Consider the following 20,477-nt stretch of genomic DNA (forward strand, 5'->3'; position numbering starts at 1 on the left):
TGCGTCCCGTCAATGCAAATGAGCTTTTGTACATGGCTCACTTGGGTTACAATAGAGGGAGGCACACATAAATTACACAGTTATATACGGAGGAATGGACATGCTGTTCATCGACAACCAGGGCATACACGATCCAGCTATTAATCTTGCTATTGAGGAATACGCGCTCAAGCATCTACCGCTGGACGACAGCTATCTGCTGTTTTACATTAATCAGCCTTCTATTATTATAGGCAAGCATCAAAACACCGTTGAAGAAATCAACGCTGAGTTTGTGAGAGACAACAATATTCAAGTCGTTCGTCGCCTGTCCGGCGGCGGGGCTGTATATCATGATCTCGGTAATTTAAATTTCAGTTTCATTACCAAGGATAACGGGGAGTCCTTTCATAATTTCCTCAAATTTACGCAACCTGTGATTGACGCCCTCCGCCAAATGGGAGTAGAAGCCGAAATGACTGGACGCAACGATCTGCAAGTCGGAGAACGTAAAATTTCAGGAAACGCTCAATTTGCCACACGTGGACGTATGTTCAGCCATGGTACATTGATGTTCAATTTGAATCTAGACAATGTGGCTGCATCGCTGCACGCCAATCCCGAGAAATTCAAATCCAAAAGCACAAAATCCGTCCGTAGTCGCGTGGCTAACATCAGCGAACTGATGGACCGTGAAATGACCATAGAACAATTTCGCGAGGAACTGCTGCGGTCCATCTTTGGCTCAGAATTGGATCAGGTGCCTCAATATAAGCTCACCGATGAGGATTGGGCTAAAATCCATGAAATTTCCAAAGAACGCTATCAGTCGTGGGATTGGAACTACGGTCTATCCCCTGAGAGCAATATCAAGCACACACGTAAATTCCCGGTCGGTATTATAGATATCCGCATGGATCTGAAGGAAGGCTACATCCGTGATATTAAAATCTACGGGGATTTCTTCGGTGTAGGTGATGTCGCTGATATTGAAAATATCCTGCGCGGCAAGCGTTATGATGAAGGTGAGGTCCGTCAAGCCTTATCATCTCTCGATTTGAAGCATTACTTTGGTAATATTGAGCTGGACGACTTTGTTGGACTTGTATTTTTGGAAGACTAAGCGTTACTTTTTTCCATGGTTTCAAGCCAATACTTCAGTGGTTATAAGGGGACAGGCTCTTATGGGCGTCGTCCCTTTTTCAATGCAATATTGTCATTTTGAATATTATAAGATACAATTTTAATATTGCCCCATGATAGAGATAAAGGAGAGATACCGATATGTATAAATTAATTGCCATTGATATTGATGATACTCTCATTAATGACCAGAAAGAAGTTACTCCAGCGACACAACAGGCATTGGAAGCTGCTGTAGCTAAAGGTGTGGTGGTTACTCTCGCTACTGGACGAGCTTATGCCTCCGCGCACAAAATTGCACGCCAGACGGGGTTGAATGTACCGATTATTACGTACCAAGGAGCTTTGGTTAAAAACCTGCTCGACGAAAACGTGCTGTATGAGCGTTATGTTCCACTCGTGGCTGCACGTCGTCTGTACGAATTTTGCGTGGAACGCAATCTGCATCTGCAAACATATATAGATGACAAATTGTACACACGTGAAGATAATCAGAAAATTAAAGATTACACCGAGCTGAACAACACGGAATATTTTGTAGAGCCTGTGTTCAGTAAAGTTATAGAGCAACCGGCTCCTAAATTGCTAATTATCGACGAGCCAGAAGTGTTGGATGAATTAATTCCCGAACTGCGCGAACTGCTTGGCAACGAGGTGCATATTACAAAATCCAAACCTCATTTCCTGGAAATTATGCATCATGAAGGCACTAAAGGCCACGCCCTTGCCTTCCTTGCAAACCATTTTGGCTGTGATCTGTCGGAGACCATTGCGATCGGCGACTCGTGGAATGACCATGAAATGCTGGAATGTGCTGGTCTCGGCATAGCGATGGAGAATGCGATTCCTGATTTGAAAAAGCTGGCTGATTACATTACTCGCAGCAATAATGAAGACGGTGTTAAGCACGCCATCGACAAATTCGTACTCAATGTTGAATAAGCAAAAAGTGACTATTTCCGTAATACTTATATAAAGTATTTCAACAACAAAGCCTCCAAACGTCGCATGTTCATTAACATACGGCAGTTTGGAGGCTCTTTTTGTCAGATCATATCATAACTGACCGCTTCAAAGTATCAGGCAGCAGAGCGAAATTTACGTCTGTTCACCAGACGGATAATTCCGTTATTCATGCACATCAACCCGGTCACAATGAGCAGCACTCCTGCCAGCGTCCACCAGCTTACATGTTCTCCATACAAAAAAGCACCCAGGCCTACAGCAATCGGTGGTGAAATGTAGAGCCATGTGGTCGGAAACAATGGATTCGTACGCGCCATAAGCCAGTAAAATAGTGTCTGCGCAATCATGGAACCAAACACGATCAAATAAAATAGAGAGCCTATGGCAGGCAGCAGATTCCATCCCCCAGAATTCCAAGACTCTGTAAAAGCCGACAGTACTAGCAGCATCCAACCACCATGAAACATTTGTGCTGCATTCAAGGCAATCGGGTTCGTATCACGAAACGCGTCCATGACTCGCTTGGAATACAAAGCTCCTCCCGAATAGCACAGCTCACCCAGCAAAATGGCCATACAACCAGCCAGCCACAGACCGCTGATTTGAACCGCCAAGCCGGGCAATACCACCAGCACGACCCCGAGAAAGCTGATCATGCAACCCATGAGCGTAATTCTCGTCGTTTTTTGCCGCAATATTGCAGACTGCATTAGCACAATCATCATCGGTCCGGTGGCCGACAAAATAGCACCGATTCCCGAACTGACATATTGCTCCGCCCAATACAGTGTTGAGAATGTGCCGAAGGTCGTTCCCGTCCCAATTAGCAGCATTTCCTTTCGCCATAATAACGACCATCGAACCTTTCCTGACAGCCTCATCGCAATAAACAAGATTGCCCCTGCTGTCATAAAACGTACGCCTGCCGATAAGAACGGCGGAAGTCCGGCCTCCACTCCCACTTTGATAGCCAAAAATGTAGTACCAAAAATAAGACACATAACTGTAAAGGCGATACCAATCATGACACTTCTCTCTCCCTTCTGTTACTCACAAGCATACAAGGAGACAGACAGAACAGATGGGCAACCACAGAACAGTTGTACACGTTTTTGAAGTGCTGTATAGTACAATACACACAAAGGAGCGTGGACCGCATGGGCAAGGATAACAGCGAATTATTGTTTTCAACAGAACATATCTCGACAGATCCGGGCTTAAAGCTGTATGAGCAGGTCGTCCATTACATAAATGTGCGGATGGAGCGCGGGGACTGGCCAGCAGACGCTAAATTGCCGTCTGTGCGAAGTCTGGCTCAGGAATTGGGTGTGCACCGGTTAACCGTATTCCGGGCATATCAGGAGTTAAAGCAACAAGGGCGTATCTATGTAAAGGATAAATCGGGATATTACGCTCATGCTTCCCATGCAGCAGAATTGGGGCCATTTACTACCTATTCGGAGCGTTCATCCACAAGACGGATCTTCCATTCAGAATCCACTTACATGGCAGACGATCCGTCTGTTTCTGTCTGGAGGGGGATGGATGGACTCACCCAGGTTCATGCCATGAACGCGGACTTCCAATTTTCCAAGGCCCTGATTGATCCCTCTCTCCTACCCAACCGATACTGGAGAGAATTAATGATCCAGGTGTTTGAAAAACATCCGAAAATCGCGGCTACCTATTCTGCTGTACAAGGAGATGCTGAGCTTCGTGATGCCATGGCGCAGCATTTTAGCACAGATAAGCATTTCGCAGTATCAACGGACGAAGTACTGATTACCTCCGGCGCACAGCAAGCCATTGACTTGGTTTCCCGTTCTCTGATCCGTACAGGAGATCGTGTATTAATCGAACGTCCAGCCTATGGCCCGGCCATGGAAATATTCCGCAGACAAGGCGCCCGCCTGACTGTAACGGATATACGACCGGAAGGTTATGATATGGATCACATTGAATGGTGCCTGAAAACGGAAAAACCGCGTCTCTTTTATATGAATCCGACATTTCACAATCCGACCGGCTTTACCATCCCCGATGAGCAGCGCAAACGTCTGCCCGAACTGGCCGAGCGCTACGGCTGTCTTATTGTCGAGGATGACAGCACCTATGATATCAGCTTTAGGCAAAAGCCGCCTTCTCCGATTTTCTCCTATGATATCTCGGGAAGCGTCGTCTATATTCGCAGCTATAGCAAGTATGTCGCACCCGGCCTGCGAATCGCAGCCGTGACTTGTCGGCCTCAGCTCATGGACAGTCTGCTGAGCGTCAAAGCGCTAGTGGACAATGGATCACCACTGCTGAATCAAAAGCTGTTTTTACAATATTTTCAATCCCCACGTATGCAGCAGCATATTAAAAAACTATGTATCGCACTCCAGATTCGTAAGGAAACGATGGAAGCCAGTCTCCGCGATTCCGGCTGGACATGGACCAGCCCGGCGGGAGGACTCAACCTGTGGCTCCAGCTACCTTCTACGATAAAACCTAATGAGCTGCTTGCCAAAAGTATACAAGAGTCCGTTTCCTTTGTCCCAGGCAATGTATTTGATCCTATCGGTGCAGAGGGTAAAACGCATATACGGCTGTCCTATTCATACGCCAATGAGCTGCAAATCAAAGAAGGACTCTCCACACTTCTACGCATTAGTCGAACGATGTAAATCGTTATTCTAACGGCAAACTCATGCCTGTGTGTGCCAAGCTGATCCCTTCCAGCAGCCCGTAGTTGTACGTGATATCCACATCATGGGACATATGTGTAAACACCGTGCTTCCAGGCTTCAGTCTTCCTACAAGCTCCTGAGCCTCCAGCATGTCATATACCGAGCGGGTGGCATACTCCGCTTCCTCATGGTAAAAACTCGTCCCCAGCACGAGTAAATTCAGATTATGTAAAGGCAAAATTTCCGCCTCATTCAGTCCAATCGAATCTGAACAGTAGGCCCATGAGAAGCCGTCTTTTTCCAACCGATAAGCGTAAGCATATCCGTTCTTTCCGTGATTCACGCGCCATCCCCGGATGTTCCATCCGCCAAGCTGGACTCCCTGATCTACTGGAATAAGATCCAGGTTTCCAGGGAGCCAGGAAAATTGACGCAGGATCGTGTCAATCACTTCCTGTGGAGCGTACAAACGCCCTCTGTTCCCCGTCCAGCGACAGGCATCCGCCCATTCTGGCAATCCTCCAATATGATCAAAATGTGCATGTGTCACGAGGATCGTAGGGATAAAACGCAGGCTGCGCAATTCTAACTGTCTACGCCAGTCGGGGCCACAATCAATCATAAAATCCTCTGTCTCGCTTTTGATCAGCACAGACGATCTCAACCTTACATTCGTTCCTGTCGTGCGTGCCTCTGTGCACACGAGACAATCACAATACACACGCGGAACCCCCATTGCATCCCCCGTGCCAAGAAAAATAAGACGATTCATGATTTAACTCCTATCTATCTGGGTGTTTTTACTACTATTATAACGAACATATCAAGTCTGCGTAAATCACCCCAGCGACCAACGACAAAAGGAGCATGTCCAAAGCCGTAAAACAGGCCAGACACCCCCCTTATATGTGATCGTTTTATTTTCAAATGATGATAGGCATCGGGTCTTCCTTCAGACGATTTTCCACCATCCAGCTGGACTCTTCATTATATAGATAGGCCCGATGCACCAACACTCGCACCTGCTGACCAGGTTCCAGCGTAGACTTCTCCAATGGACGGTATGTCATGAGACGCTGGTCCCCGACCTGTACTTCAACCATCCATTCACTCCCGCGAAAATGTAAATGCTTCACAATGCCTTCCTCGGTCGCCGACAGCAACGCAAATTCCTCACTAGGTCCGACATCAATGTACTCCGGACGAATCAAGGCACGTGTTCCCACTCCGGCAGCTTCCTCGAAGCCTCTGAGACTACCCGCCTGTTCAATCACCGTGGATTCCCCAATAAAAGAAGCCACAAACGGGGTCCCCGGTTTTTTATAGATATCCCAAGGCGTTCCCTTCTGCTCCAGTCGACCTTGATTAATCACCATAATTTCATCGGCTACTTCAATCGCCTCATCCTGATCATGGGTGACGAAAATGGAGGTAATACCCACCCTCTCAATCAACTCTCGCAACCAGGTACGCAGCTCCTGACGAATCTTGGCGTCAATAGCCGCAAATGGTTCATCCAGCAGCAGTAGTTGAGGCTCCGGTGCCAAAGCACGCGCGAAAGCAACCCGTTGTCGCTGTCCACCTGACAATTGATGCGGATAACGATGCTCAAAGCCTTTGAGCCCCGTGAGTTCGACCAGCTCAGTGACCCTTTCCTTGATGCGGGCTTTGGAGCTTTTTTTCACTTTCAAACCAAAGGCAATATTGTCGTACACGCTCATATGCTTGAACAAAGCATAGTTTTGAAATACAAATCCGATTCCACGCTCCTGTGGTGCCAGCTCGTTTACCCTTTTTCCATGAAAGTGGATCTCTCCTGCATCCGGTTGCTCCAGCCCTGCCAAAATACGAAGAATGGAGGTTTTCCCCCCGCCGCTTGGACCGAGCAAACCAATAAGATGGCCCGTCTGAATATCAAAAGATACGTCCTTTACCGCATGAAAATTACCGAAATGCTTGTTTAACCCTCTTACTTCCACATGCATATCCGTACACTTCCTTTCCGCTTCTGGACCAGTTCAGGAACAGCAGCAGCCTTGCTTACCGCAAAGCACGCACCTCATTCGAAAGCATTCAATTATTCCAATAAACTTACTTTATTTTTCTTATGTGATACTTTATCAAAGGAAAGTAATTTTCGTCAACTCTATATATTATCTTGAGAATGAAAAGGGTAAAGTAATACATAGAAGGGAGATGGATTTATGTTGCATACTTTTGAATTATCCACTACACGGCGAGATGAAATGCGTGATATTACACGCGAAGTTGCGGCACTCATTGAAAAAAGCGGGGTGCAGCAAGGAACAGCTCTGATTTATTGTCCACACACGACTGCCGGCATCGCCATTAATGAAAATGCCGACCCAGACGTCAAACATGATGTCATTTTAAGGCTGGATGAGGTTTATCCCTGGGAACATCCCCAATATCGCCATATGGAGGGAAATACGGCGTCCCACCTTAAATCCATAACAACAGGCCCCTCACAAACGGTTATCATTCATGATGGAAAGCTGTTGCTTGGACGATGGCAGGGACTTTATTTTTGTGAATTCGACGGCCCACGCAGACGTCAATACCATGTAAAAATTATGAAGGGCTGACGGAGGCATGCAAAAAAAAACAGACGATGATGTTCCCCCGCTGGATACACCATCGTCTGTTAAATTCTTAGTCGCTTTCGCAAAGTACCGTAATGATAAGTCACCGTCATGAAGTGAAAACACCCAAAAAAGCGCCCTACATGTTCATAGCTGAAGCGTGTGAATGCAGGTACGCTCATAGTTGTCTGCACAGCAGCTTTACATGTGCTAAAGCAGCGGGCCTGATCTCTTCAAATGTTAAACCGTCCTGAATATAAAATGACACGAAGCCATGCATGGATAAAAACAGACTTTTCGGTACTCTTGAGCATTCTTCCTCCGAATGTCCCTGACCACTTAATTCCTGGCGAATCATAGACGCAAATAATTCCACACAACGGTTTTGCTCTGTACGACAGTATGCAAATAGTTCTTCATCATGCATCATGAACATAATTTCGTACTGATATGGATTTTCCAAGCCAAAACGGATATATTCCAACATCAGGTACTCCAATCTGCTCAAGCCATCATCAGGCGTGCCTGTTGCTGCTTGCAGTAGAATCCCACGCAATGTATTGAAATCTTCAATCACAATGGCATAGAACAGTTCAGCCTTCTCTTTAAAATGATAGTATAACGAACCATGACTGTAACCCAGATGCTGGCCAATGCTGCGCATTGAAATCGCACGGTAGCCCTTGGTGATAAACAAGTGCCTGGCCGCTTCCAGAATCCGCCCTCTTGACAACTCCTGTTCTACTGCTCTTCTAGCCATATTATTTATTCCCCTTCAATAAAGTAAAGCTGCTCTCCCTCCGACACAAGCGATTGTCCTTGTGTCAAGTCGGTTATCCAGTTGCAGAAGGATTCCGCATCACCAGCCAGCGGCAGACAGGTTAAGGTAACTTTATCCGTAAACATCGTTTCTCCAGTACGGATACTGCGATTACGTAATTCATTTTCCACTTTGCCCAACCAAGTATAATCCAACTCCACAAAAACTTCACGATGCAGCACACGCGTAATCGCATCCCCTGCTTCAATAGCTGCAACAGCACCATCTGAGTATGCACGAATCAGTCCGCCTGCTCCCAGCAAAATTCCGCCAAAGTATCGAGTAACCACAATAGCGACATTTTTCAGCTTCTGATTACGGATTACCTCCAAAATAGGCTTACCAGCCGTCCCACTCGGTTCTCCGTCATCGGATTGCTTTTGGATTTCATCTCTTTCCCCAATCATATAAGCCGAACAATTATGGGTAGCGTTCCAATGCTCTTTTTTGATGCGTTCTATGAAAGCAACTGCTTCTTCCTCAGTTTGAACAGGCTGAATATGGCCGATAAAACGGGATTTTCGGATTACAATTTCCTTGTTGCCGGCACCGCGTACGGTTCGGTATTGTTCCAACATACACGTATAACCTTCCTTACTTCATTTTACAAGAAAGCAGTTCCCCGCTTCTGGCAGCTGGTGAACTGCTTTCCTGTACTTAATTCATGCTATACACTATAACGCTTCTGACCGAAAACCCTGTTTCGAATCAGAGATTATAGCTCCCTTATTCAGACAATCTTGCTTCAAGCTCAGCTTTTTCTTTTTCGAAGCCCGGTTTGCCAAGCAGCGCAAACATGTTCTTTTTGTAAGCTTCTACGCCGGGTTGATCGAACGGATTTACGCCCAACAGGTAGCCGCTGATGCCGCAAGCCTTTTCGAAGAAATAAGCAAGATAGCCAAAGGAGTAAGGGCTCAAGTCAGGAATATTTACAATCAGGTTCGGTACTTGTCCGTCTGTGTGAGCCAGCAATGTACCTTGGAATGCTTTTTTGTTTACAAAATCCACCGTTTTGCCTGCCAGGAAATTCAGTCCATCCAGATCATCCTCATCTGCTTCGATGGTGATGTGACTAGGTACATTTTCTACTTGGATTACCGTTTCGAAAATGTTACGGCTACCTTCCTGAATGAATTGTCCCATAGAGTGCAGGTCTGTCGAGAAGTCAACAGAAGCAGGATAAATGCCTTTATAATCCTTACCTTCGCTTTCTCCGTACAGCTGTTTCCACCACTCAGATACGAAATGCAAAGACGGCTCATAGTTTACGAGAATTTCAATTGCTTTACCTTTACGGTACAAAGCGTTACGAACGGCTGCATATTGGTATGCCTCGTTCTCAGCTACATTCGGGTTGCTGTATTCTTTGGAAGCGTCCGCCGCACCTTGCATCATTTCTTCGATGTTGATGCCTGCTGTAGCAATCGGCAACAAGCCTACTGCTGTCAGCACGGAGTAACGGCCACCCACATCATCAGGAATAATGAAGGATTCATAACCTTCCTCGTTAGCGAGCTTTTTCAAAGCGCCACGTTCTTTGTCCGTTGTCGCGTAAATACGTTTGCGTGCTTCTTCTTTACCGTATTTTTTCTCCAGAGCCGCACGGAATACGCGGAAAGCGATAGCTGGCTCTGTTGTCGTACCTGATTTGGAGATGACATTCACAGAGAAGTCTTTTCCTTCAATCAGTTCCAACAGATGATTCACATATGTAGAGCTGATGTTGTTGCCTGCAAAATAGATAGCTGGACCCTTGCGTTGATCTTTAGGCAGCGCATTGTAGAAAGAATGCGACAGCATTTCGATCGCAGCACGTGCTCCAAGGTAAGAACCACCAATACCGATTACAATCAATACCTCGGAATCGCTTTGAATTTTAGCAGCAGCCTTTTGGATGCGTGCAAATTCTTCTTTATCATAATTGGTAGGCAGGTCAATCCAACCCAAGAAATCGGAACCTACACCTGTTTGGTTGTGCAGTTGCTCATGAGCCAACTTGATGGGCTCTGCAAAATAATCAATTTCGTGCTGACCCACAAAGGAGAGCGCTTTTGTGTAATCAAAAATAACTTTTTTAGACATGTTTGGAACCTCCTGTTTGGTATTACTAAGACCATGAATACGAACATAAGGACTTAGGAATAGGATACTTTAATTTGCTGAGCCTGACAAGCTTGTGTTACCTGTATGTCCTGTGCCTTGACAGACCCTGCTGTAGATAGGGTAGCATGCCCATGCTACAATGAACTGAGATCAATCTGTTTCAATATTCAATTCAAGCCGAACTCGCATCTGCATCGGACGGCAACTTCCAACAAGAAAGGTGATTAGCAATGAAAAACATCGGATTTATCGGACTGGGCACCATGGGCGCCCCGATGGCATCCAATCTGCTAAAGCAGGGATTCGGAGTCACAGTTTATAATCGTACCGCTTCGCGCTGCGAACCCTTGATAGAGCAAGGCGCACGTACAGCTTCAACCCCTCGCGAAGCGGCCGAAGGGCAGCACCTGGTCATTACCATGGTCAGCGATGATCAATCAATACGTGACGTCTATTACGGTCAGGACGGTGTGTTTGCTGGTCTTACGGCTGGCATGACCGTGATGGACAACAGCACGATTTCACCTGAGCTAGTTAAACAACTGGCCGCTGAGGCGGACAAGCTGGGCTGTTCCTTCATTGATGCACCTGTAACAGGCAGCAAGCCTGCCGCTGTTGATGGAACACTCGTGTTCATGGTCGGCGGTCACGCAGAAGCGATTGCGGCACAATCAGATGTTTTTGATACCTTGGGCAAAAAAGTGCTTCATATGGGACCAAACGGCAGCGGGGCCGTAGCCAAGCTTGCTCACAATACGATGGTCGGTATAAATAACCTCGCTCTGGCTGAAGGCTTTGCTATTGCGGCTAAATCCGGCATTCCAGCAGACAGCTTCCTAGAATTGGTACAGCTCGGATCGGCAGGTAGCAAGGCCGCTGACCTGAAAGGGCGCAAAATCATCGAGCATGATTTTAGCAACCAGTTCTCACTTGCTCTGATGCTCAAGGATTTGAAGCTCGCTGCCTCACTAACAGACAGCCTGTCCATCCCTACGCCTATGTTGTCCATTGCCAAAAGCTTGTTTCAAGCCGGACAAACACAAGGCTACGGCGATGAGGATCTATCTGCCGTCGTAAAGACATACGAAGCATGGATTGGCCGCACCATTGGTGGTCAGCCTCTTGAGTAAGCTGGACTTTTCTTTGTAACCATGCTGCTGTGCATTTGTACTTATAACACAGCTTTAGGGTAAGAACACTTGGCTTGTAGCTTGAGTGCTCTTACCCTTTTCAGTTAATTATTCCGGATAAGAACAGCAATAATCCGTTACACTTCGTACTTCCAGCTTGAAGGAAGACTTTGCAGGCACATGAAAGGTTGATGTACCTTGTATTTCCAGCCATTCCTCGGTACCTGGAAGCAACACTCTCAGGTCCCCTGCCAAAATCTCCATGATCTCACGGGAATCCGTCCCGAACTCGTACGTTCCCGGCAACATAATCCCCAGTGTTACCTTACTGCCGTCACCCAGGATAACTGTACGACTTGTAACCTGACCATCATAATAAACATTTGCTTTTTTAATTACGCTTACTCCATCGAACTGTGTCATTCGTTATCCCCTCATCTGCTCTCAATGGTGAATGAATATGGTGCATCATAACATAATTTGAATTCCAGCTTCAGTATGAAAATACACACTGTATCTGCGTACTCTATACCCCGATAATTCAAAAGCTTTTCTTCGCAAATTACAAATTTATGAAACAAACAGCCGTAAGCCTTACTCAGGTTACGACTGTTTGTGATACATGGATTGCCACGATCAGGTACGTTGTTTGCCAGCAATACACGCTCATTGCTCTATGGACAAACTCTTCCTAATTGCTGATGCTCCAGTGTTTTATTTCAACAAAGCTTTCACACGGCTAACAACATTCTCTACTGTAAAGCCGTATTCCTTAATTACACGGTCGCCAGGTGCGGATGCGCCAAATGTGCTGATACCGAGAATGTCGCCTTGGTCGCCAACATATTTTTCCCATCCCAGTGGATACGCCATTTCTACAGCCAAGCGAGCTTTAACTTCAGGCAGCAGAACGGAATCTTTGTAAGCTTTGTCTTGTTTTTCGAACAAATCCCAGCTTGGGAAGCTGATAACGCGTACTTGAATACCTTGCTCTGCCAGTGCTTCCTGTGCTTTAACAGCCAGTTGTACTTCGGAGCCTGTAGCCAGAATTTGAGCAACCGGTTTGCCATCTGCTGCATCTGCAACCACATAAGCACCGCGTTTGATACCTTCGCGTGCATGCTCAGCAGTAGCAGCCAGGATTGGCAGGTTTTGACGAGTCAATACCAGTGCAACCGGGTTTTTCTTGTTTTCCAGGGTGTAAGCCCAAGCAGCAGAAGTTTCATTACCGTCAGCCGGACGAATGACCGTCAGGTTCGGAATAATACGCAGAGAAGCCAATTGTTCAATCGGCTCATGAGTTGGACCATCTTCACCAACAGCAATACTGTCGTGAGTCAGAACGTAGGTTACAGGCAATCCCATCAGAGCTGCCAGACGAACGGCCGGACGCAGATAATCTGTAAATACGAAGAATGTACCGCCAAATACTTTTACACCTTGGTGCAACGCCATACCGTTCATCGCAGCAGCCATACCGAACTCGCGAATACCGAAGTAAATATTACGGCCAGCGTAGTCTTCTGGCGTAAAGTTCGTCAGGTTGTTCAAATGTGTCATTGTGGAGCTTTCCAGGTCAGCAGATCCGCCTGTCAGGAAAGGAACGTTTGGAGCCAATCCGTTCAATGCATTACCAGAAGCTACACGAGTTGAAACTGCTTTGTCTTCTGTGGAGTATTTCGGAAGATCACGATCCCAACCTTCTGGAAGATTGCCGTTTACAGCTGTTTCGAACTGAGCGGCCAAATCAGGGTGAGCCGCTTTGTATTTCGCAAATTGTTCATCCCATGCTTTATTAGCAGCGATACCGCGCTCTTTTACTTTAGCAAAGTGCTCGCGAACCTCTTGTGGTACGTGGAAATCCTCTTCGTATACCCATTTGTAGAATTCTTTAGTCAGTTTAGCTTCTTCTGCTCCCAGCGGGGAACCATGAGTACCACCGTGTCCGCCTTTACCTTGTTTGTTCGGGCTTCCGTAACCGATGACTGTTTTTACTTCAATCAACGTAGGACGAGTCGAGTCAGCTTGTGCTTCTTCAATTGCTTTTTGGATCGCTGGAAGATCATTACCATCTTCTACGCGCAGCACTTGCCAGTTGTAAGCTTCAAAGCGTTTGGCAACACTCTCGGAAGAGGAGAGATTAAGCTTGCCATCCAGTGTAATATCATTGGAATCAAACAATACGATCAGCTTACCCAGTTGAAGGCGACCAGCCAGCGAAGCAGCTTCGTGGGAAATACCTTCCATTAGATCGCCATCGCCACAAATAGCATATGTGAAGTGATCCACAACTTTAAATTCGTCTTTATTATATGTTGCACCCAGTTGTGCTTCTGCCATAGCCATACCTACGGACATTGCTAAACCTTGTCCCAGAGGTCCAGTTGTAGCATCTACACCGGCAGTGTGACCAAACTCAGGGTGACCCGGTGTAAGGCTGCCCCATTGACGGAATTGCTTCAGCTCTTCCATAGGCAGATCATATCCGCTCAGGTGCAGAAGGCTGTATAGCAACATGGAACCGTGTCCTGCAGACAGTACAAAACGGTCACGGTTCACCCATGTTGGGCGATCTGGGTTATGGTTCATTGTTTTAGCAAAAAGTTGGTAGCCCATTGGCGCGGAGCCCATCGGCATACCAGGGTGTCCTGAATTTGCTTTCTCGATGGCATCAATTGCCAACGTACGAATTGTTGTGATGGACAAATTGTCGATAGTGGAGTTTTCATCCTTTTGAATCGCTTGATTCTGATCAGTCATGGTTTGCCTCCTCATATTGTATGAAGTATGTCAATTGCATTCGGTCATACTCTTCAAAATCACCGTCTCATATAGAAACAGAGACTATTGAAGTGAGTGAATCTGCTTGAATGTTTCAATATGACTTATACACTCATAAGTATTGTACCATTTGCCGTGGAAGTTTGCCAGATCGTTTGTAAAGATGATTGTCGAAATGGTCGAAATATAGTACAGCCCTCATATCAATATACCCGTTATGTATTAACATCATTTAAAAAATAATGAAATCGCAAAAAAATTTATATAGGGCCCAGATATAATACAATTACCCCACACAAAAAAACAAAGCCCATTATGCACTGGGCTTTGTTTTATCCGAAAGGTATTTTCATCAATTTGAAATTGTTAAGTTCAATTAAAAACGACCGTTTTGTTCTCATGAACCAGTATACGATCCTCAGTATGCCACTTCACGGCTCTTGCCAACACGACCCGTTCAATAGTACGACCGATCCGTTTTAGCTCATTTACATCATCTCTGTGGCTTACCCGTTGTACGTCCTGCTCAATGATCGGACCACCGTCCAATTCCTCGGTTACATAATGCGCAGTAGCACCAATAATTTTCACACCACGATTATAAGCTTGGGCATACGGCTTACCACCCACGAATGCAGGTAGAAAGGAATGATGGATATTGATAATCCGGTTGCGATAATGCTCAATAAACTTAGGCGAAATAATCTGCATATACCTAGCCAAAATGATCACATCAATCTCTTCGCCAATGACCTCTAGCTGACGGCGCTCTGCCTCTGGCTTCGTATCGGCTGTCACCGGGATATGGTGATATGGAATGCCAAAGGATTCCACATACTCCTTCATATCCGGATGATTACTAACCACCAATGCAATATCCGCATCCAGATCGCCTGCCTGCCATTGCCACAGCAGTTCTACCAGACAGTGATCTTCTTTGGAAACGAAAATAGCCAATTTTTTCTTACGGCTGACCGCAGAAATCGTCCACTCCATACGGAATTGCTCAGCAACAGCGACAAAGTCCTGCTCCAATTGCGACTGAGCTGCACTCAAATTTGGCAGATCAAATTCAATCCGCATAAAAAACATACCGCCGGACGGGTCCATTGTATATTGGTCAGATTGAACGATATTGGCCCCATGCTCGTACAAAAAGCGGGACACAGTCGCTACAATACCTGGACCATCTGGACAAGATACAAGCATGCGTGCACGGTTTTCATGTGTAGATACAGTGCTGTTTGGCTGATGTTTTACGTGAAGTTCCATGTGGCTATTAGTCCCCCTTGTCTTATACCGTCACTGGCAGATGACTACCGGCAAACCAGGCAATCAACCGTTGATTAATGTGTTCTTCGCTCATCTCTGGGAAGAGTGCTGCTTCTGTTATCATGTCATACAGACGCTCCAGCGGCTCACGCGGGTCTGCTTTTCTTGCTTTGGCATCATTTTTCAGCAGAGTCCAAGTATCCAGTACAAATTTACGGACATCCACATCCTGTTTTTTGAAAAACGAATGCAGCTGCTCCACCTGACCCAAAAACTCATCTCCAAAGCGTTCCTTTACATTACCACGAAGCAAAGCAATCTCAACTTCATACATTGGTCGTTGAGTTTTGGCTTCTTTTCCAATCCACGGCGTCTCCAAAATAAACGGACGTCCTTGAAGTGCTTCATGATGTACCACATTATGAATAGTCTGATAACCAATCCAACCTGATCCAATCGGCGTATGGCGGTCTTTATGAGCGCCAACCGGGTTTTTGCTGTCATTTATGTGAACAACTTGGATGCGATTCAAGCCGACAATACGGTCGAACTGCTCCAGTACACCGTCCAAATCATTGACAATGTCATAACCCGCATCATGAATGTGACAGGTGTCCATACAAACCGTCAGACGCTCGTTGCGCTCTACTTTATCTATAATGGAGGCAATTTCCTCAAAACTACGACCCATTTCTGTGCCTTTGCCAGCCATCGTTTCAAGTGCAATGTTGACATCGGTCTCCTTCACACCATTCAGTACCTCGTTCAAACCATCGGCAATTCGCCCAATTCCGTACTCTGCATCTTTATCTGTAAAAGCCCCTGGGTGCAGCACGATATTTTTCACACCAATCGCATGTGTGCGCCGAATTTCCTCCTGAAGAAAGCTGACAGCAAGCTCATAGGTATTTTCTTTGTAGGAGCCGAGATTGATGATATACGGAGCATGCACCACGATATCTTCCATTCCCTTTTCCGCCATTAGCTGCTTGCCTTCCTCTAAATACATAGACTCCATCGGCTTACGACGTGTGTTTTGAGGTGCCCCCGTGTATATCATAAACGAGCTGGACCCGTAAGAAGACGCTTCTTTTGTAGCGCTGAGCAGACCCTTGTCCGAGAAAGACACATGAGAACCAATTTTCAGCATGATTTTGATTCATCCCCCTATCCTGTTATGCTTGTCTTATTTTAATTTAATCATTTTAACGTGATTATTGAAATCAAACAACATAGCGTTTATGGCAACTTTTTTAGGTGACTCCCTAAGGGAACCTACAGACATAGCGCACATCAGAATATATGTTATTGAAATGTAGGTAGATTAAAGCATGAATGGACTTTCTTTTGCGTACACCAGATACATTCAATATGAAGCTTTTGTATCAAAAAGGGTTATATTTTATAACAGAAACATTTTTTGAATTGGAAGGAGAATAACTCCATGAATATCATCGTATGCGGAGGAACTGGATTGGTGGGGAGTGCACTGGTCAAAAGTCTGCTAGATGACGGATATACCGTGAAAGTCATTACCCGCAAGCCGCTGGTTGGACACGAAGCGAGCCCCCGCTTGCAGTATATGAGCTGGAACGAATTAAAACAAAAGCCTGAATTACTGGAAGGCACAGATGCGGTCGTTAATTTAGCAGGTGAGACGCTGAATCAGCGCTGGACGGACAAGTCCAAACAAAGAATTCTTCAATCACGACTGCTGTCCGTTGCCCGGTTGGCTCAAGCATTGAATGCTCTGCAAAAAAAACCGGAAGTTATCATTCAGGCTTCGGCTGTTGCCGCCTATGGTACCTCCCTGACCGAAACATTTGACGAAAAAAGTCCGCGCCGTTCGAATGATTTTCTGTCTCAGGTGGTTGAGCAATGGGAGGAAGCTACCAACGCCTACCCTGCCGATGTCCGTTTAATTAAGTTACGCATCAGCCTAGTGCTGGATAGAAAAAAAGGAGCATTTCCACTCATGAAGATGCCTTACGTCTTCGGATTCGGCGGAAAAATAGGTAGCGGGCATCAATGGATGAGCTGGATTCATATTGCCGATATCGTTCGTCTGATCTCGTACTGCGTTCATACACCAGAGATTTCCGGGGCAGTGAACGCTTCATCACCACACCCCATGACGAACGACCAATTTGGGAAAACAGTAGCTAAGGTATATCGTCGTCCGCACTGGTTTCCCGTTCCTAGCTTTCTCGTCCAAAAGCTATTGGGTGAGATGAGCACGCTTGTATTAGACGGTCAAAAGGTAATACCGCGTAAAGCGCTGGAGCACGGATTTAAGTTTAAGTATTCTTCACTGAAGGAAGCGCTAGAGGAACTCCATTCTTCTCACAAGTAGCGCTGAATTAAAAAATGAACTCTATGGATGATAGATAATATCTTTGTATCTCTACCAGCTTAGGTTTCATTTTTGATTTAGACATAATCTATCAATTAAACCTGAGATCTTTGAGTTGTCTTGTTTTAGGCCTATGAATGGTCTTCTAGTTATAAAAAAGAAGCCCAGAATATAACAGGCCTCTTCTTAACATATATCCATTTAACGTTTACTCAAGATGCATTAGAGGATTTAAAAGAGTCCAATCGATAAATATAAGAGACTCCAGCGATTTTAAAAGTATCTCCATCCTTCATAGTATACTCCTTATAAGGCACCATAGGCTCTCCATTCAGCACTGTTCCGTTCGTCGAGGATAAATCTTTAATGATATGGCACTGTCCTCCTGTAACTATACAAAGCTCAATATGAGAACGGGAAACTCCATCGGTATGCTCTACAAACTGGACCAATTGCGGATCTTTTCCGATGATAAAGCTACCTCCAACGAATTGGTCTGGCTGCAACCGTATGCGCTCGGTTTCTCCACTCCCAGATAACTTACGATCCAAACAAGCAATCGGCGAGTGCTGAACGGTTGGACTCGGTATCTCTTGATCTGGACGAAGCAGCACGGTTTCCTGCTTGGATATAGTATTGAGTAGCTCCGTTACCCCGGACAAGGACTTATAATAAGCCTCGCTAGTATCGCTGTCGTCCAATTCATTTCCCCGCATGGCACCTTTCCTCGAAGGCTCGTGCAAGTCATAATTTGTACTTACTTTCCCTCTATCCTCCGTCGTTCGGCTTCCCATGCTTTTAGATTCTGAGTCTGGAAAAGTCCAACGCCAGCTTTCCTGTCCTTGATCACTTGAATCGGATGATTGCTTGTCATGATGATGGCGTCCCGCTACAAACCCAGTTAGCTTATCTACCTGATAACGGTCATTTTTTCGCTGTGCTGGAGAAGCAGCTCCTAACCATTCCGAATCCAATACAGGTACTGCCTCGCTATAAAAAGGAGATAAAGCTCGGTTGCGCTCTAATTTCCCCGTCCAGCTTTTATAAGCAACAGCGACAAGCACTAAAGTTAGCACAATCGAAATAAGCAAGGGCACCGTCTCTGGATGATCCAAATAAATATAACGCCAAACAATGGCCGAGGCGAGCAGACATCCGAGAGCAATGTATGTTTTATATTTTTGTGATTTAGGCTCCACCTCTTCATTTTCCATTTCGTTGTCGGCTCCTACCTCGACATTCTCCTCTGATTTTGCGGACTGCTTGAGTCGATTGACTCGCTTAAGCTCCTGAATTTCCTGCAGAGTCTCCCGATGTTCTTGGCCGTACGTTCTTCCGCCACGATCTGTATCGTTATCCTGTATGGTATGAGAGGAATGAACAGATGATCTACCTTCAGCCTGACCGCTGATGCTCTGTTCACCAGTCGCCATCCCCTGTAATAGTAGTTCCTTCAACGCGCTCAACTCAAATTCATTTCTATCGCATAGATCAAGTATGCGCTGTATAGATTCTCCCTGAAGGTGAGCCACACGAGTCATCAAACGAATAACCATCTGCTTAAAATAGCTACCTGTTTGTTGCGTATACTGTACACTACACAAAGGAACATAGGTTAAACTAACGTTCTTCCTTGTGCCTGAACCGCTTATAAAAATGTAATCTTCGTGCAAAATAAACTGGCGGATATTTAACATATATTGTGGGCTACGATGAAGAGCATCTACCACTTCAAAAAGAATCCGGTAGAAATCAGAAGTCGACACATTCCCACCTTTCAATACTTGGGAAAGCATACGTTGCCCCGAAATATCGTAATGTAACTCGATCTGAAAATCGACTTCTTTGATTCTAAGTTCCAGCAGACCGGGAATCCGATTACCAGTCATCATTCGGGTCTGTACAGAATTTAAATCATCGGTTTTGAGCCCGCCTTCCTTGTTTAGAATCATAAACGTCCCGCCATTACGAGCAAAATCCCTGCTTAAACCAAACAATTCATGACCTCCTTAACAATTCTTATCCCCTGAGGTAGCATGATCTCCCCAAGCGGACACGTCATGACAAGAAGTAAAGATAAGCGCTGACCGCTCCTGGAATGACTGCCGTCATAAAGGGAAACCTGAGGTGCGCTTCTCTCCCACTAGTCAGCGTTTTGCCGCTGCGAAATAGGAAAAATCCTCCTAAATTAAACGCCACGCGTCGCAATCTCATGATGGTTTCCCTCCTCCATAGCAAAATCCCTATACCAATAATGCCTGCAAAAAAAATCGAATATAGAGCCGATTGCCACGCAAAAGCTGCACCTGTCCATGCTCCAATTAAGCCAAACAGCTTTACATCTCCTGCACCAATTGCTCCCATCCAGTACAAAATCAGCATGAATCCAAAGCCGGTGCCAAGACCAGCAATAGCAAATAAAAAACCGTGCCAGCCTCCGAACAGAGTATTGAACAGCAAACCCACCACTATGCCGGGCAATGTAAGCTTATTAGGGATTTTCATGCTTCGTAAATCTGTCACTAGCGCGATCGCCAGCAGAACTCCACACACAATATACATCCATGTCAATGCGGTCTTCCCCCTTCATAACAATGAAAATTAGCAGGCCTGCCAAATCATTTTTCATTGTAGTTATCTCTATAAGTCTATATCTAG

General features: G+C 45.7%; 18 protein-coding genes. 6 read left to right on the plus strand and 12 right to left on the minus strand.

Features of this window, described 5'->3' with window-relative positions; all coding sequences use genetic code 11:
- The first annotated feature begins 100 nt into the window (after nucleotides 1-100).
- Nucleotides 101-1,102, plus strand: coding sequence for a lipoate--protein ligase (lplA, locus tag KSP24_RS08795; protein WP_025677798.1), 1,002 nt, complete (start codon nucleotides 101-103; stop codon nucleotides 1,100-1,102).
- A gap of 161 nt (nucleotides 1,103-1,263) precedes the next feature.
- Entirely contained in the window at nucleotides 1,264-2,064 is an 801-nt protein-coding gene (locus KSP24_RS08800) for a Cof-type HAD-IIB family hydrolase (RefSeq protein ID WP_013369983.1), read from the plus strand.
- 137 nt (nucleotides 2,065-2,201) lie between these two features.
- On the opposite strand, the gene KSP24_RS08805 is transcribed toward KSP24_RS08800, so the two are convergent.
- Complete coding sequence (locus tag KSP24_RS08805) at nucleotides 2,202-3,113, minus strand: DMT family transporter (RefSeq protein ID WP_216974930.1); 912 nt, start codon at nucleotides 3,111-3,113, stop codon at nucleotides 2,202-2,204.
- A gap of 132 nt (nucleotides 3,114-3,245) precedes the next feature.
- Here KSP24_RS08805 and KSP24_RS08810 point away from each other — a divergent pair, with 132 nt between their 5' ends.
- The gene (locus KSP24_RS08810) at nucleotides 3,246-4,754 is read left to right on the plus strand and encodes an aminotransferase-like domain-containing protein (protein ID WP_216974931.1); all 1,509 of its coding nucleotides are present in this window, start codon (nucleotides 3,246-3,248) and stop codon (nucleotides 4,752-4,754) included.
- Between the two features lie 4 nt (nucleotides 4,755-4,758).
- Here the strand turns inward: KSP24_RS08810 and KSP24_RS08815 are convergent, their stop codons facing one another.
- Entirely contained in the window at nucleotides 4,759-5,529 is a 771-nt protein-coding gene (locus tag KSP24_RS08815; protein ID WP_025677791.1) for an MBL fold metallo-hydrolase, read from the minus strand.
- A 151-nt stretch (nucleotides 5,530-5,680) separates the two neighbouring features.
- Nucleotides 5,681-6,742 (minus strand): sulfate/molybdate ABC transporter ATP-binding protein, encoded by a 1,062-nt coding sequence (locus KSP24_RS08820; RefSeq protein ID WP_216974932.1) that lies wholly within the window; start codon nucleotides 6,740-6,742, stop codon nucleotides 5,681-5,683.
- Nucleotides 6,743-6,961: 219 nt separating this feature from the next.
- On the opposite strand from KSP24_RS08820, the gene KSP24_RS08825 reads away from it, so the two are divergent.
- Nucleotides 6,962-7,363, plus strand: a complete 402-nt coding sequence (locus tag KSP24_RS08825; protein WP_013369978.1) for a secondary thiamine-phosphate synthase enzyme YjbQ — start codon at nucleotides 6,962-6,964, stop codon at nucleotides 7,361-7,363.
- Between the two features lie 175 nt (nucleotides 7,364-7,538).
- Here the strand turns inward: KSP24_RS08825 and KSP24_RS08830 are convergent, their stop codons facing one another.
- From KSP24_RS08830 to KSP24_RS08840, 3 genes are all read right to left on the minus strand, one after another.
- Nucleotides 7,539-8,120, minus strand: coding sequence for a TetR/AcrR family transcriptional regulator (locus KSP24_RS08830; protein ID WP_013369977.1), 582 nt, complete (start codon nucleotides 8,118-8,120; stop codon nucleotides 7,539-7,541).
- A 5-nt stretch (nucleotides 8,121-8,125) separates the two neighbouring features.
- Nucleotides 8,126-8,758 (minus strand): YigZ family protein, encoded by a 633-nt coding sequence (locus KSP24_RS08835; protein ID WP_013369976.1) that lies wholly within the window; start codon nucleotides 8,756-8,758, stop codon nucleotides 8,126-8,128.
- 148 nt (nucleotides 8,759-8,906) lie between these two features.
- Nucleotides 8,907-10,262: a glucose-6-phosphate isomerase gene (locus KSP24_RS08840; protein ID WP_013369975.1), complete on the minus strand. Its 1,356-nt coding sequence runs from the start codon at nucleotides 10,260-10,262 to the stop codon at nucleotides 8,907-8,909.
- Between the two features lie 251 nt (nucleotides 10,263-10,513).
- On the opposite strand from KSP24_RS08840, the gene KSP24_RS08845 reads away from it, so the two are divergent.
- On the plus strand, nucleotides 10,514-11,413 hold the full coding sequence (locus KSP24_RS08845; RefSeq protein WP_013369974.1) for an NAD(P)-dependent oxidoreductase: 900 nt from the start codon (nucleotides 10,514-10,516) through the stop codon (nucleotides 11,411-11,413).
- 108 nt (nucleotides 11,414-11,521) lie between these two features.
- Here the strand turns inward: KSP24_RS08845 and ppnP are convergent, their stop codons facing one another.
- From ppnP to KSP24_RS08865, 4 genes are all read right to left on the minus strand, one after another.
- The gene (gene ppnP / locus KSP24_RS08850; RefSeq protein ID WP_013369973.1) at nucleotides 11,522-11,836 is read right to left on the minus strand and encodes a pyrimidine/purine nucleoside phosphorylase; all 315 of its coding nucleotides are present in this window, start codon (nucleotides 11,834-11,836) and stop codon (nucleotides 11,522-11,524) included.
- Nucleotides 11,837-12,127: 291 nt separating this feature from the next.
- Nucleotides 12,128-14,173 (minus strand): transketolase, encoded by a 2,046-nt coding sequence (gene tkt / locus KSP24_RS08855; RefSeq protein ID WP_216974933.1) that lies wholly within the window; start codon nucleotides 14,171-14,173, stop codon nucleotides 12,128-12,130.
- Nucleotides 14,174-14,566: 393 nt separating this feature from the next.
- Entirely contained in the window at nucleotides 14,567-15,466 is a 900-nt protein-coding gene (gene purU / locus KSP24_RS08860; protein WP_216974934.1) for a formyltetrahydrofolate deformylase, read from the minus strand.
- 22 nt (nucleotides 15,467-15,488) lie between these two features.
- A complete protein-coding gene (locus KSP24_RS08865) occupies nucleotides 15,489-16,616 on the minus strand; it encodes a deoxyribonuclease IV (protein ID WP_216974935.1) in 1,128 nt (375 codons plus the stop codon).
- Between the two features lie 294 nt (nucleotides 16,617-16,910).
- On the opposite strand from KSP24_RS08865, the gene KSP24_RS08870 reads away from it, so the two are divergent.
- Nucleotides 16,911-17,819 (plus strand): TIGR01777 family oxidoreductase, encoded by a 909-nt coding sequence (locus KSP24_RS08870; RefSeq protein ID WP_216974936.1) that lies wholly within the window; start codon nucleotides 16,911-16,913, stop codon nucleotides 17,817-17,819.
- Between the two features lie 212 nt (nucleotides 17,820-18,031).
- On the opposite strand, the gene KSP24_RS08875 is transcribed toward KSP24_RS08870, so the two are convergent.
- Complete coding sequence (locus KSP24_RS08875) at nucleotides 18,032-19,816, minus strand: DUF6382 and FHA domain-containing protein (protein ID WP_216974937.1); 1,785 nt, start codon at nucleotides 19,814-19,816, stop codon at nucleotides 18,032-18,034.
- A 61-nt stretch (nucleotides 19,817-19,877) separates the two neighbouring features.
- Complete coding sequence (locus KSP24_RS08880) at nucleotides 19,878-20,390, minus strand: A24 family peptidase (RefSeq protein WP_216974938.1); 513 nt, start codon at nucleotides 20,388-20,390, stop codon at nucleotides 19,878-19,880.
- Between the last annotated feature and the right edge of the window lie 87 nt (nucleotides 20,391-20,477).

This window comes from Paenibacillus sp. AK121, from assembly GCF_019042715.1.
GTDB lineage: Bacteria > Bacillota > Bacilli > Paenibacillales > Paenibacillaceae > Paenibacillus > Paenibacillus polymyxa_C.